Genomic DNA, 12,487 nt, shown 5'->3' with positions numbered 1-12,487 from the left:
TTTACTACGTCGCTTTATGTTGCTGTAACACACGGTCTTGCCATGCCAATAAAAACGGGTCGGCTTTTTTGTGCTGTGCACCGGTCAATGACAAGGGAAACAAAACGGCTTGGCCGGCTTGTTCGCCTGCCATCATCAAATGGGCATGTCCTGCCATCAGTTGTTCTACCGCATAAGCGCCTAACTTAGTTGCCAGGATCCGATCTGACCCGACCGGACTACCGCCACGTTGCAAATGGCCAAGCACTACAGCCCGGCATTCAGTGTCGCTTTGAACTGATAATTCTTGCGCTAGTGCAGCCGCACCAGCGGGATACATGGTTTCAGCCAGCACAATGATGTAACTGCAGGCGCCATGCTGTTGCTGATAACTGCGAATATCAGCTGCAATATCCGCTACATCAACAGTCTCGCCATACTCCGGGCAAATAATCTGTTCTGCACTACCAGCGATACCCGCTGACAAAGCCAGATAACCGGTATGACGACCCATCACTTCCACCAGGAAGGTTCGTTCAAAGGCATCAGCGGTATCGCGGATTTTATCGATAGCGTCCAGCGCTGTCTGCAACGCTGTGGCAAAACCTATGGTGAGATCTGTGCCGTCCAGGTCATTGTCGATGGTGCCGGGTAAGCCGACAATCTGACCCTGATAGTAATGTGACAGTGCCATGCAACCGCGAAACGAACCATCACCACCGATCACCAGTAGCGCATCGATACCCAGCTCATGCAGTATTTGCGCAGCAAGCTCAGCTCCGCCGGGCTGCGGCAGTGCTTTGCAGCGCGCACTTTTTAAGATGGTGCCGCCGAGATGACTAATCTGTCGCACGTCTGTGCTTTGCAGTAACTGAAAGTCGCGCTGGAAAATGCCGTTAAAACCATGGCGAAAACCAATGACCTCAAGTCCGTATTGACTGGCCGTTAATACCACAGCGCGGATCGCAGCGTTCATGCCCGGTGCATCGCCGCCGGAAGTCAACACGCCTATCCTTTGCATTTTGCTCATCGCTCTATTCCTGAGTTTCAGTATGAATGCTATCGAGCTTAAACCAGCCTGCATCAACCTGTCTTGATATACCGCAAATACAGGTCAATCAACGGAAAAACAAGGTCACAGTGATGGATAACAGGCGACAACGTCGGTGAAAACGACGACAATAGCGCGTTTTTTCAGGTCAAAGGGTAGGGTATGCATCAGGCGTCTGGCCGCAGTTTGTACGGTTTTATGTTAGCGTTGGTTACAGCAGTATTATGGGGCATGTTGCCAATAGCACTGAAACATCTATTGGTCGACTTAACCGCCAATACCATCACCTGGATCCGTTTTTTAATCGCTGCTTTGTTTGTCAGCGTTGTGCTCTGGCAACAAAAAGCATTGCCAAGCGTGCGCGGGCTTAGCCGTAAAGCGAGTATCCTGCTGGTCATTGCCATCGGCGGTTTGTTGTCGAATTACATCTTATATCTGATGGGGCTGCATCTGCTAACCGCAGAAACTGCTCAAGTTGTGATCCAGTTAGCGCCATTCCTGATGATGATGGGCGGTATTTTCATCTTTCGTGAGCAGTTATTGCTATGGCAAAAGATCGGCGCCACTCTGCTGCTCATTGGTTTGTTGCTGTTTTTCAACGAACGATTGGTGTTGTTATTGACCCAGTTTGGTCAGGACAGCATTGGTGTTTTGTTAGTTATTATCGCGGCAGTTACCTGGGCCTGCTATGCGCTGGCACAGAAACAGTTACTGATGAGCTTCAACTCGCAGCAAATTATGTGGTTTATTTATCTTGCCGGAGCCTTGTGCTTCTTGCCGGTCGCAGAGCTGAACCCTATCTTACATCTGTCCGGTTTACAGTGGGGCCTACTGGCGTTTTGTTGTTTAAATACCATTATCGCGTACGGCGCATTCGCTGAAGCGCTGGAACACTGGGAAGCATCAAAAGTAAGTGCAGTGCTGGCGATCACGCCATTATTGACCATTTTGTTTGCCAATATAGTGAGCTGGCTGTTCCCGGATGCTGCGCCGGCACAGGCGCTGAATTTCTGGTCGGTTACTGGCGCTTTATTGGTCGTCGCTGGTTCTGCGATCACGGCGTTATCGCCACTATTGAAACAACATCTGGCTGATCGGGCTTAGTCCGTCTAACTTGGGGGCTGCTGCCTAGTGTTGTTCTGAAACTTAATGTACCTGCAAAAAAAAACCGCCATCGGCGGTTTTTTTTGTAGTACTACGGACTTACTTCACGGTAACAATCTTACAGGTGTTTGAGGCACCGACAGTTTCCATCACATCGCCGTGGGTCAGGATCACCAGATCACCGCTTTGCAGACCAGCCGCTTTTTTCACCGCAGCGACGGCTTCATCAGCAATATGGTCGTTGCTGATACCATGGCTGTCAAAGGACACCGGATACACACCGCGATACAACGCCATTTTGTTCAGTGTTTTCACATGACGCGATAAGGCATAAATCGGGTGAGATGAGGTGATGCGCGACATCAGTTTGGCGGTATAACCCGATTCTGTCAGCGCAATAATCGCTTTGATGCCAGCCAGGTGGTTGGCTGCATACATAGCAGACAACGCAATCGTTTCGCTGATCTCAGTGAAGGTCACGTCCATCCGGTGTTTTGATGACAACACTTTTGGATGTTTTTCGGCGCCGTCACACACCCGGCCCATTGCTTTCACCGTTTCAGTCGGATATTTGCCGGCCGCGGTCTCCGCAGACAACATCACAGCATCTGTGCCATCCAGTACTGCGTTCGCGACGTCCATCACTTCTGCGCGTGTTGGCATCGGGCTTTCAATCATGCTTTCCATCATTTGCGTCGCCGTGATCACCACACGGTTTAGCTGACGGGAGCGGGCAATAATACGTTTTTGCTGACCAACCAGCTCGGCATCACCGATCTCAACGCCTAAGTCACCACGGGCAACCATCACAGCGTCTGAAGCGCGGATAATATCATCCAGTGTTTCATCATCGGCAACGGCTTCGGCGCGTTCAACTTTAGACACGATCAATGCCTCAGAACCAGCAGCACGTGCCAGCTGACGGGCCAAACGCAGGTCATCACCGGTACGCGGGAACGACACGGCCAGATAATCAACATCAATATCAGCAGCTAATGCGATATCGTTTTTATCTTTATCAGTCAGTGCCGGAGCAGACAAACCACCACCCTGACGGTTGATGCCTTTATTGTTGCTGAGTTTTCCGCCGACAGTGACTTTGGTCACGATACGGCTGCCATCAACATGAGAGACCACCAGTTGGATCCGGCCATCATCTAACAGCAATAAATCGCCCGGGAAAACATCGCCCGGCAACTCTTTGTAATCAATACCAACTTGAGTCTCGTCGCCCATACCTTTACCAAGGGCAGCGTCGAGCACGTAATCCTGACCTTCGGACAGTTCTACACTGGAGTTCTTAAAAGTGGAAACCCGGATTTTCGGGCCTTGCAGATCACCTAAGATAGCGACATGTGCACCACATGCGGCTGCGGCAGCGCGGACCATCGCTGCACGTTGAATGTGGTCGTCGGCACTGCCGTGGGAAAAGTTAAAACGAAATACTGAAGCACCAGCCTGGATCAGTTTTTCAATGGCGGCTTGTGTATTCGTAGCGGGACCCAGAGTGGCGACTATTTTGGTTCTTCTTGGCATTGGCAACTCCTGCCTGTTGATTGGCAAAAACCGGGCGGATGCCCGGTTCGAACTGGATTAGTTTAATGTAATTAAATTACAGAATATAGCGAGCATCTGAAAAAAAACTACAATTTTAGCCGTTCAACTGCTCCGATCAGCTGTGAAAATCCTTTTTATCGAAGCGTGAGCCACGCAAACTGTCTTTTACTTTCTTCAGATTTTCACGGAATTTAGTGCCGCGGCGCAGGGTAAAACCGGTGGCGAGAATATCAATCAGCACTAACTGCGCAACGCGTGACGCCATTGGCATATACATATCAGTATCTTCCGGCACATCCAGTGATAACACCAGCGTGCATTCTTTCGCCAATGGACTGTCATAGGCGGTAATACCAATCACTGTCGCATCGTTTTCGCGGGCAATAGTGGCGATATCACACAGATTTTTTGTGCGGCCAGTGTGAGAAATACAGACCACTACATCGCCTTCAGCACTATTAATAGCGCTCATCCGTTGCATGACGATGTCATCAAAACAAACAACCGGTACGTTAAAGCGGAAAAACTTGTTTTGTGCATCATGCGCCACAGACGCAGAGGCGCCCAGGCCAAAAAACGAAATCTTTTTCGCTTGAGTCAGTACATCAACCGCGCGATTAATCGTTGGAATATCAACATTTTGTCGAGCGGCATCCAAAGCTGCCATCGTTGATTCGAATATCTTGGCGGTATAAGCTTCCGGGCCGTCGTCTTCTTCGACGTGGCGGTTTACATAAGGCGTACCGTTTGCCAGACTTTGCGCCAGGTGCAGCTTAAAATCCGGAAAACCTTTAGTATCGAGGCGGCGACAAAAGCGGTTCACAGTTGGTTCTGACACATCAGCCATTTTCGCCAGCGCAGCAATGCTGCTGTGAATGGTCGTTTGCGGGTTGGCCAGGATCACATCTGCCACTTTTCGCTCTGACTTACTAAAGCTGTTGACACTGTTGACGATTTTTTCCAGCACATTCATCCGCGGTTACCTGCTTGTTATGAGACCTGCGGGGGCAGGTTTATGTAATATTATTTGTAGTCTGACAAGGACGGCTACATCAAAAGTGATAAATTTACCACACAATTGATGATAGTTGTCAAAGACTGCGTGCAGCCATCGGCTCGTCAATTTCTTTAGTTAATGTGTAATTTAATTACATCTTATTAGGTTTACAAGCGCTTTTCAGTCGGCTAGTATGCGGCTAAGTGTTGTAAAATTACATCTATTCAAGGGTCATTTGCATGACAGCAACAGCACAATCAAACAAAGCCTGTGATTTAATTCTGTTTGGCACCAAAGGCGATCTCGCGCGCCGTAAACTACTCCCTGCCTTATATCAACTGGAACGTGCAGCCTTGCTGCATGCCGATTCGCGCATTATTGGCGTGGCACGGGACGCATTGACGCAGGCCGACTATCTCGAGCTTGTTGAAACCAACTTACACAAATTCATTAAAGAGCCAATCGATGCTGACGTCTGGCAACGACTGAAAGGCAAACTGTTATATGTACAGGTTGACCTGACTAAAGAAGCGGATTATCTGCAATTAAAAGATGTGACCAATCCGTCGAAACGCATTCCGGTCAGCTATTTCGCCACAGCGCCGTCGTTGTTTGGCAACATTTGCAAAGGGCTAGATGCGGCAGGTTTGTCGGCAGAGCCATCACGCGTGGTGTTAGAAAAGCCGATTGGCCATTGCCTGGAATCATCGAAAGTCATCAACGACGAAGTCGCGCGTTATTTCAAAGAATCGCAGATTTATCGGATTGACCATTATCTTGGTAAAGAAACGGTGTTGAACCTGTTAGCGCTGCGTTTTGCTAACGCGATTTTCGCTTCGAACTGGGATCACAACGCCATTGACCACGTGCAAATCTCCGTCGCCGAAGAAGTCGGTGTCGAAGGGCGCTGGGGTTATTACGATGATGCCGGTCAAATGCGCGACATGGTGCAAAACCATTTATTACAGGTATTGTCATTGATCGCGATGGAACCACCGGCGCGCCTTGATGCAGACAGTATCCGTGACGAAAAATTAAAAGTTTTAAAGGCGCTGCGGCCGATTAACCTGCAAAACGTGCAGGAAAAAACTGTCCGCGGCCAATACGCCAGCGGTTTTGTTGCTGGTAAAGCAGTTCCGGGTTATTTGGAAGAAGAAGACGCGCGGCCAAATAGCAAAACCGAAACTTTTGTTGCAATCAAAATCGATATCGACAACTGGCGTTGGGCTGGCGTGCCGTTTTATTTGCGCACCGGTAAACGTATGCCAAATAAAGTCAGCGAAGTGGTTATTTGTTTCAAACCACAACCGCACAATATTTTCCATGAAACCTACAAACAGTTGCCTGCCAACAAATTGATCATCCGCTTACAGCCAGATGAAGGTGTCGAGATCCAGATCATGAACAAGATCCCGGGTCTGGGCGAAACGATGCAACTGCAGCAAAGCAAGCTGGACTTGAGTTTCGACGAAACTTTCCAGTCACAGCGCATCGCGGATGCTTACGAACGTTTGTTGTTAGAAGCAATGTTAGGCAACCAATATTTGTTCGTACGCCGGGACGAAGTTGAACAGGCCTGGACCTGGGTCGACGGTATTCTGGATGCATGGCGTATCAACAATGAACCGCCAAAGGCCTATCAGGCTGGTACCTGGGGCCCGGTCGCCGCCATTTCACTGCTGGCGCGTGACGATCGGAACTGGGATGAATAACATGCAATTGCAGCAATTTCCGGATTCACAAACGCTTAATGCCGCTTTTGCCGAGCAAATTAGTGCTCAGTTACAAGACGCGATCGCCGCACGCGGTGAAGCCGTGCTTGTCGTCTCTGGCGGCCGCACACCTTTGCCATTGTTCCAAACTTTGGCAAACGCCGATCTGGACTGGTCGAAAGTCACCATTACGCTGGCTGACGATCGGTATTTGCCAGATGACGCGCCAGACAGCAACGAACGGTTGGTTAAGTCTGCGTTATTACAGCACAAAGCCGCAGCCGCGCGTTTTGTCAGTCTGTATGCTCAAGCAGATAACGCCGAAGCTGCTGTGCCTGAGTTGCTGAGCCGGGTTAACGGTTTACCACGCTTTGATGTGGTGATCCTCGGCATGGGCGAGGACGGTCATACCGCATCATTATTTCCATGTAGCCAAGAATTGGCGGCTGGCCTTGCGGACGATGCAGCCGACTTATTGGCAACTAATCCAACGACTGCGCCTTATCAGCGCATTAGTTTCAGCAAAAAACGCCTCGCTGCAGGACGCGCCATTTATCTACATCTGGTTGGCAGTAAAAAATTGCAGGTGCTCGAGCAGGCGGCTGCCGGTACTGATGTGGCAGCGATGCCAATCCGAGCTTTTATTCAACTGACAACTCCTGAGTTATCAGTTATGTACGCAGATCAATAGAGGTTTATATGCACCCGGTCATACTACAGGTTACAGAACGGATTTTGGCCCGCAGCGAAAAAAGCCGCGCCATTTATCTGCAACGGATGGAAAAAGCCCGGCGCAAAGGTCCGCATCGCGGAGCTCTGGCATGTGGCAATCTGGCGCACGGTTTTGCTGCGTGCACCGCGCAGGAAAAAACGGACCTGCGTAGTCTGACCAAAGCCAACATCGGCATTATTTCCAGCTACAACGACATGCTGTCAGCACATCAGCCTTATGAAACTTATCCGGCCATGATTAAGCAGGCCTGTGCTGAAGTGGGCAGCGTGGCGCAGTTTGCAGGTGGTGTACCGGCAATGTGTGACGGCGTGACCCAGGGGCAACCGGGCATGGAGCTGAGTCTGCTCAGCCGCGATATTATTGCGATGTCTGCTGCAGTTGGTCTGTCTCACAACATGTTTGACGGCGCCATGATGCTCGGGATCTGTGACAAAATCGTACCAGGTCTGTTGATGGCAGCCTTAAGTTTCGGCCACCTGCCGTTTGTTTTTGTTCCGGCCGGTCCAATGCCTTCCGGTATTCCAAACAAAGAAAAAGCCCGTGTGCGTCAGCTCTATGCTGAAGGCAAAGTCGGCAAAGAAGAACTGCTCGATTCTGAAGCCAAGTCGTATCACGCAGCTGGCACCTGTACCTTCTACGGGACTGCCAACTCGAATCAGTTAGTGGTGGAAATGATGGGTCTGCATCTGCCGGGCTCATCTTTTGTCAACCCAGGTACTGAATTACGCGATGCACTGACCAAAGCGGCGGCGCGTCAGGTCACCCGTTTGACTGATTTAGGCGCCAACTACACGCCAATCGGCCAAATCGTTGATGTTAAAGCTGTGGTGAACGGTATTGTCGGTTTGCTGGCAACCGGTGGTTCTACTAACCACACCATGCACTTAGTTGCGGTCGCCCGCAGTGCTGGCTTTATCGTCAACTGGGATGATTTTGAAGATTTATCCAAAGCAACTCCTTTGCTGGCGAAGATCTATCCGAACGGCGAAGCAGACGTGAACCACTTCCATCAGGCCGGCGGTATGTCGGTGCTGATCCGTGAACTGTTAGATGCAGGTTTAGTGCATGAAGACGTTCACACGGTTGCCGGTTACGGCCTGCGTCGTTACACCCAGGTGCCTGAGCTGCAAAACGGCGAACTGGTGTGGGTTGATGGCCCGGCTAAATCACTCGATGACAAAGTTATCTCTTCAGTCGCTGCACCGTTTAAATCTTCCGGTGGCGTCCACGTGTTATCCGGCAACATCGGCCGCGGTGTGATTAAGACCTCATCGCTGCGTGCCGGCACTGATATTGTTGAAGCACCTGCGGTAGTTTTTAGCGATCAACATGAACTGGATGCCGCTTTTAAAGCCGGCAAACTGGACAAAGATTGTGTCGTGGTCGTGCGTTTCCAGGGGCCGAAAGCCTGTGGTATGCCAGAGCTGCACAAACTGACACCGCCGCTGGGCGTGTTACAGGACCGTGGTTTTAAAGTGGCTCTTGTCACTGATGGCCGGATGTCTGGCGCCTCAGGTAAAGTCCCTGCAGCTATCCATGTCACACCGGAAGCAATTGAAGGCGGTGCTATCGCCCGCATTCAGGATGGCGACATGGTTCGCGTCAATGCTCAGACCGGTGAGTTACAAGTGTTGGTCGATGCTGCAGAATTTAATGCACGGCCGCTGGCGACCTGCGATATGTCAGAAAGCTATTACGGTATGGGACGCGAAATCTTTGGTGGTTTGCGCACAGTGCTGACCGGTGCTGAACAAGGGGCCTGCAGTCTGTTTACCACTGAGGAGCACCTCAATGGCTAAGGCACAGATCCGCTTCGCAATCGTCGCGGACATTGGCGGCACTAACGCCCGGTTCAGCCGGGTGGATTTAGACACGCTGGCGCTGGATAAAGTCGTGGTGTATCCCTGTGCGGATTTTGCCACGCTGTCATTGGCACTGCAGTATTACCGCGAACAGCAGGAATTGACCGATATCGCGCATGTGGCAGTGGCAATTGCCTGCCCGGTAACCGGCGATTTCGTCAAGATGACCAATTTCCACTGGGAATTTTCTATCGCGCAGATTAAAGCTGAACTGGGTCTGGCTGAGTTTCTCGTGCTGAACGATTTCACCGCAGTGGCAATGTCATTGCCGGCGATTGGTGATGCAGAACTGGTGAAAACTGGTGCTGGCGAGCGCGATCTGACGAAGCCAATGGCAGTGCTCGGTGCCGGTACCGGCTTAGGCGTTGCCCATTTGATCCCAACGGCACAAGGTTACATTCCATTGCCTGGCGAGGGCGGTCATACCGACTGGACAGCGCAGAACGATCAGGAGTGGTTCATCCAGCGTTATCTGGCGGCGCATTATGGTCATGTCTCGCCGGAGCGGCTGTTATCAGGCCCTGGACTGGAAAGTCTGTATCTGGCACTGGCTGCTTATCAGCAACTGGATGTACCAGCAAAAACGGCTGCAGAGATTGGCCAACAGGCACTGGATGGTAGCTGTGCGTTGAGCCAGGCCGTCGTTGCGCAGTTTTTTGCTTCACTCGGTAGTCTGGCCGGTGACTTAGCCCTGACCTTAAGCACTTTTGGTGGTGTTTATGTCGCAGGTGGGATCACGCCCAAATTGCTGCCGTTGTTAGAGCAAAGTGAGTTTCGCAGCAGATTCGAAGCCAAAGGACGCTTTGCCGCGTTCAACCGGCAAATCGCAACTTATATCGTCACTGCAGAGCAACCGGGTTTACTCGGCTGTGCAGTTTATTTAAAACAAAAATTGGCGGGCTGATTATGTCGTTTTCAAACTGGCAGTTACAACCAGACACCTTATTTGCACAGGGCCCAGTGGTTCCGGTGATCGTGATTAAAGATCTGGCAACCGCGGTGCCGATGGCGAAAGCCTTACTGGCCGGCGGTATCAAGGTTCTGGAAGTGACGTTGCGCACTCCGGTCGCACTGGAAGCCATTGCGTTGTTATCCAAAGAAGTGCCGGATGCCATTGTTGGCGCTGGTACAGTGACTACAGCTGATCAGCTGCAAAAAGTGGTGGAAGCTGGTGCGAAGTTTGCCATCAGCCCGGGTCTGACCCGCGAATTGCTGGTTGCCGGTAAAGAAGCTCCTATTCCTTTAATTCCAGGCATCGCATCGATTTCTGAATTGATGGAAGGGACAGGCTTAGGCTACACCCACTTTAAATTTTTCCCGGCGGAAGCGGCAGGTGGTGTGAAAACACTGAAGTCTATCCACGGTCCATTCTCAGACATCCGTTTCTGTCCAACAGGCGGCATCAATGAAAAGAACTTCCTGGAGTATCTGGCACTGCCCAACGTGCGTTGTGTTGGCGGTAGCTGGATAGTACCGGATGATGCGATTGTCGCCGGTGATTGGGACCGCATCACGCAATTGTGTAAAGACGCAGTGGCAAAAGCCAAAGGCTAACGCTGTGACTTTGCAGAAAAAAACCGGCTAGCGCCGGTTTTTTGTTTAGCCCCGTAATGTGTTGCCGAGCGACGCCAGAGCGTCATCCAGTACTTGCCAAAGCCTGGGATCGGCACATTGAGTGATGTTGACCCGCATAAACTGATCGGCATCCGGCCATTGGCTGAAGTTCGGGCCAGGTGCCAGCACGACTTGTTTCGCGGCCGCGTAAGCTGTTAACGCACGGCTACTGATCCCTGCAGGCAGACGTAACCACAATGCAAAACCAGCTTCGGGCAGATACCAAGGCTGGATACCGCGTAAAGCAAACTGAGCCACGACGTCGCGACGCAAGCCATCAAGGCGCTGTTGGAGTTGTTTCAGATGGCGGCGGTAGCTACCGCTGGTCAATACCTGATACACCACACGCTCGACAGTCGCAGGCGTCGAGGTGCTCGTGATTAGCTTCAAATCGGTCAGCGATGCGACCAGTGCCGGCGACGCTGCTATATAGCCAACGCGTAGGTCAGCCGAAATAGTTTTCGACAAGCTGCCCAGATAGATACCTTCCTGCAGACCGGTCAGACTGGCATAACGTAGCGCCGGTTGCGCTTCAAAATCTGCGTAAATATCATCTTCAATCAGCAATACCTGATGTTGTTTCAGCAAAGACAGTACCTGCACTGCTTTGGGTGGAGTGACGCAAGTTCCAACCGGATTCGACAACACCGAATTGGTCAGATAGGCCCGCACCTTATGGTTGTCCAGCAAGGCGTTTAATATCTGCAGATCCGGACCGTCAGCAGTGCGGGGCAGATACAGCAGTTCCAGCTGATGCAGGCGCAACATAGCTTGAAAGTTATAGAAACCCGGATCGTCTACGATGATTTTATCACCGGGTTTGATCAGTAGACGCAGCACCAGATCCAGCGCATGAGTGGCGCTTTGAGTCAGCAATATTTGCTGTGGCGCCAACTGGATGCGCAATTCCGCCAGCCGGTTCACCAAATACTGACGCAGCGGCAGATAACCTTGGGCCGGACCATAGTCCGTCAGTGCTTGTTCCTGGCGGGCGATTTCTTTCAGGGCAGCGCGGATCTCCTGTTGTGGCAGATAGTCTGGCGTCAGCCAGCCAGCGGCCGGTTTTAGCCAGTGTGGTTCGCGTTGCAACGTCTGGCGCATCAGTGCAACTTCGTCAGCCAGCTCACTCGGACTGTTGTTTTCCTGCAACTGCAGGGCGGGATGGCGCCGCGCGACAAATACGCCGCTGCCGGGCCGGCTCAACACCAGACCTTCGGCGTTGAGCCGCTCATACACATCAGCTACGGTAAATTTACTGATGCCCAGATGCGACGCCAGCGCACGCACTGAGGGCAAGCGAGCGCCTGCCGGCCAGCTACCTTGCTGCACTTGCTGGCGCGACTGCTGCAGCAGTTGCGTAGTCAGACCTTGCGCTGAAGCTAAATCCAGTTGGAAATCTTTTAATGCTACCTGCATTGGTAACTCCCGGTTATTGAGCGACTGTACCGGCTGACCGACCAGTACAGTACGAAACTAAGAATATCAACTGTCCTGAGTGTACAGGTGTTTTCGCGTTACTGTCAGGCACGGAACACATTTTTAAATCACAGGAGTTTTTATGTCGGAGCAGGTGTTGCCCAGAACCACAGTCGTCACTAAACCGTCTTCAGTGCTGACAGAAGCCTATGCTTATGGCTTAGCCGGTGTTCTGATGTTTTCCGGCGGCATAGTAGCAACCCGGATGGCAGTGCTTGAATTGCCACCCGTGTTCGTTGGCGCGGGCCGGGCGGCAGTGGCCGGTCTGTTGAGCCTGTTATTGTTATGGGTGATGCGTCAAAAAGTGCCGGCGCGCCGATTTTGGCCTGGTCTCGCTATTGTCGCCTTTGGCGCTGCCTTTGCTTTTCCGGTATTTACTGCGCTGGCCCTGCAATGGACAGA

General features: G+C 51.6%; 10 protein-coding genes and 1 pseudogene. 7 read left to right on the top strand and 4 right to left on the bottom strand.

Annotated features, from left to right (window positions below):
* Positions 1 to 4: 4 nt before the first annotated feature.
* Positions 5 to 1,009, bottom strand: coding sequence for an ATP-dependent 6-phosphofructokinase (locus ACFFJP_RS09570; protein WP_377242815.1), 1,005 nt, complete (start codon positions 1,007 to 1,009; stop codon positions 5 to 7).
* Between the two features lie 183 nt (positions 1,010 to 1,192).
* Between ACFFJP_RS09570 and ACFFJP_RS09565 the strand changes: the two genes are divergently transcribed.
* Positions 1,193 to 2,134 (top strand): DMT family transporter, encoded by a 942-nt coding sequence (locus ACFFJP_RS09565; protein WP_377242813.1) that lies wholly within the window; start codon positions 1,193 to 1,195, stop codon positions 2,132 to 2,134.
* 99 nt (positions 2,135 to 2,233) lie between these two features.
* On the opposite strand, the gene pyk is transcribed toward ACFFJP_RS09565, so the two are convergent.
* Together pyk and ACFFJP_RS09555 are read right to left on the bottom strand one after the other, a co-directional pair.
* Positions 2,234 to 3,670, bottom strand: coding sequence for a pyruvate kinase (gene pyk / locus ACFFJP_RS09560; protein WP_377242811.1), 1,437 nt, complete (start codon positions 3,668 to 3,670; stop codon positions 2,234 to 2,236).
* Positions 3,671 to 3,806: 136 nt separating this feature from the next.
* Entirely contained in the window at positions 3,807 to 4,664 is an 858-nt protein-coding gene (locus ACFFJP_RS09555; RefSeq protein ID WP_208931402.1) for a MurR/RpiR family transcriptional regulator, read from the bottom strand.
* A 263-nt stretch (positions 4,665 to 4,927) separates the two neighbouring features.
* Here ACFFJP_RS09555 and zwf point away from each other — a divergent pair, with 263 nt between their 5' ends.
* From zwf to ACFFJP_RS09530, 5 genes are read left to right on the top strand one after another with little or no spacing between them, the layout of a single operon-like run.
* Positions 4,928 to 6,400: a glucose-6-phosphate dehydrogenase gene (zwf, locus tag ACFFJP_RS09550; RefSeq protein ID WP_377242809.1), complete on the top strand. Its 1,473-nt coding sequence runs from the start codon at positions 4,928 to 4,930 to the stop codon at positions 6,398 to 6,400.
* Positions 6,393 to 7,091 (top strand): 6-phosphogluconolactonase, encoded by a 699-nt coding sequence (gene pgl, locus ACFFJP_RS09545; protein WP_377242807.1) that lies wholly within the window; start codon positions 6,393 to 6,395, stop codon positions 7,089 to 7,091. The genes zwf and pgl overlap by 8 nt, the downstream gene beginning before the upstream one ends.
* A gap of 8 nt (positions 7,092 to 7,099) precedes the next feature.
* Positions 7,100 to 8,932: a phosphogluconate dehydratase gene (gene edd, locus ACFFJP_RS09540; protein WP_377242805.1), complete on the top strand. Its 1,833-nt coding sequence runs from the start codon at positions 7,100 to 7,102 to the stop codon at positions 8,930 to 8,932.
* Positions 8,925 to 9,899, top strand: coding sequence for a glucokinase (glk, locus tag ACFFJP_RS09535; protein WP_377242803.1), 975 nt, complete (start codon positions 8,925 to 8,927; stop codon positions 9,897 to 9,899). Before edd ends, glk begins: the two co-directional genes overlap by 8 nt.
* Positions 9,900 to 9,901: 2 nt before the next feature.
* The gene (locus ACFFJP_RS09530; RefSeq protein ID WP_377242801.1) at positions 9,902 to 10,549 is read left to right on the top strand and encodes a bifunctional 4-hydroxy-2-oxoglutarate aldolase/2-dehydro-3-deoxy-phosphogluconate aldolase; all 648 of its coding nucleotides are present in this window, start codon (positions 9,902 to 9,904) and stop codon (positions 10,547 to 10,549) included.
* 45 nt (positions 10,550 to 10,594) lie between these two features.
* Here the strand turns inward: ACFFJP_RS09530 and ACFFJP_RS09525 are convergent, their stop codons facing one another.
* A complete protein-coding gene (locus ACFFJP_RS09525) occupies positions 10,595 to 12,025 on the bottom strand; it encodes an aminotransferase-like domain-containing protein (RefSeq protein WP_377242799.1) in 1,431 nt (476 codons plus the stop codon).
* 142 nt (positions 12,026 to 12,167) lie between these two features.
* Between ACFFJP_RS09525 and ACFFJP_RS09520 the strand changes: the two are divergent.
* Positions 12,168 to 12,487 (top strand): annotated as a pseudogene (locus tag ACFFJP_RS09520) (hypothetical protein); the annotation flags it as partial.

The sequence above is a fragment of the Rheinheimera tilapiae genome, assembly GCF_042432165.1.
Classification (GTDB): domain Bacteria; phylum Pseudomonadota; class Gammaproteobacteria; order Enterobacterales; family Alteromonadaceae; genus Pararheinheimera; species Pararheinheimera tilapiae.
Note: the sequence above shows the minus strand (reverse complement) of the source record. Positions and strands in the feature narration are given on the sequence as shown.

What these genes read in the sequence shown, in the direction of transcription:
- ACFFJP_RS09570 (WP_377242815.1), bottom strand. Translation starts at nt 1,009, where the DNA reads ATGAGCAAAATGCAAAGGATAGGCGTGTTGACTTCCGGCGGCGATGCA.
- ACFFJP_RS09565 (WP_377242813.1), top strand. Translation starts at nt 1,193, where the DNA reads ATGCATCAGGCGTCTGGCCGCAGTTTGTACGGTTTTATGTTAGCGTTG.
- pyk (WP_377242811.1), bottom strand. Translation starts at nt 3,670, where the DNA reads ATGCCAAGAAGAACCAAAATAGTCGCCACTCTGGGTCCCGCTACGAAT.
- ACFFJP_RS09555 (WP_208931402.1), bottom strand. Translation starts at nt 4,664, where the DNA reads ATGAATGTGCTGGAAAAAATCGTCAACAGTGTCAACAGCTTTAGTAAG.
- zwf (WP_377242809.1), top strand. Translation starts at nt 4,928, where the DNA reads ATGACAGCAACAGCACAATCAAACAAAGCCTGTGATTTAATTCTGTTT.
- pgl (WP_377242807.1), top strand. Translation starts at nt 6,393, where the DNA reads ATGAATAACATGCAATTGCAGCAATTTCCGGATTCACAAACGCTTAAT.
- edd (WP_377242805.1), top strand. Translation starts at nt 7,100, where the DNA reads ATGCACCCGGTCATACTACAGGTTACAGAACGGATTTTGGCCCGCAGC.
- glk (WP_377242803.1), top strand. Translation starts at nt 8,925, where the DNA reads ATGGCTAAGGCACAGATCCGCTTCGCAATCGTCGCGGACATTGGCGGC.
- ACFFJP_RS09530 (WP_377242801.1), top strand. Translation starts at nt 9,902, where the DNA reads ATGTCGTTTTCAAACTGGCAGTTACAACCAGACACCTTATTTGCACAG.
- ACFFJP_RS09525 (WP_377242799.1), bottom strand. Translation starts at nt 12,025, where the DNA reads ATGCAGGTAGCATTAAAAGATTTCCAACTGGATTTAGCTTCAGCGCAA.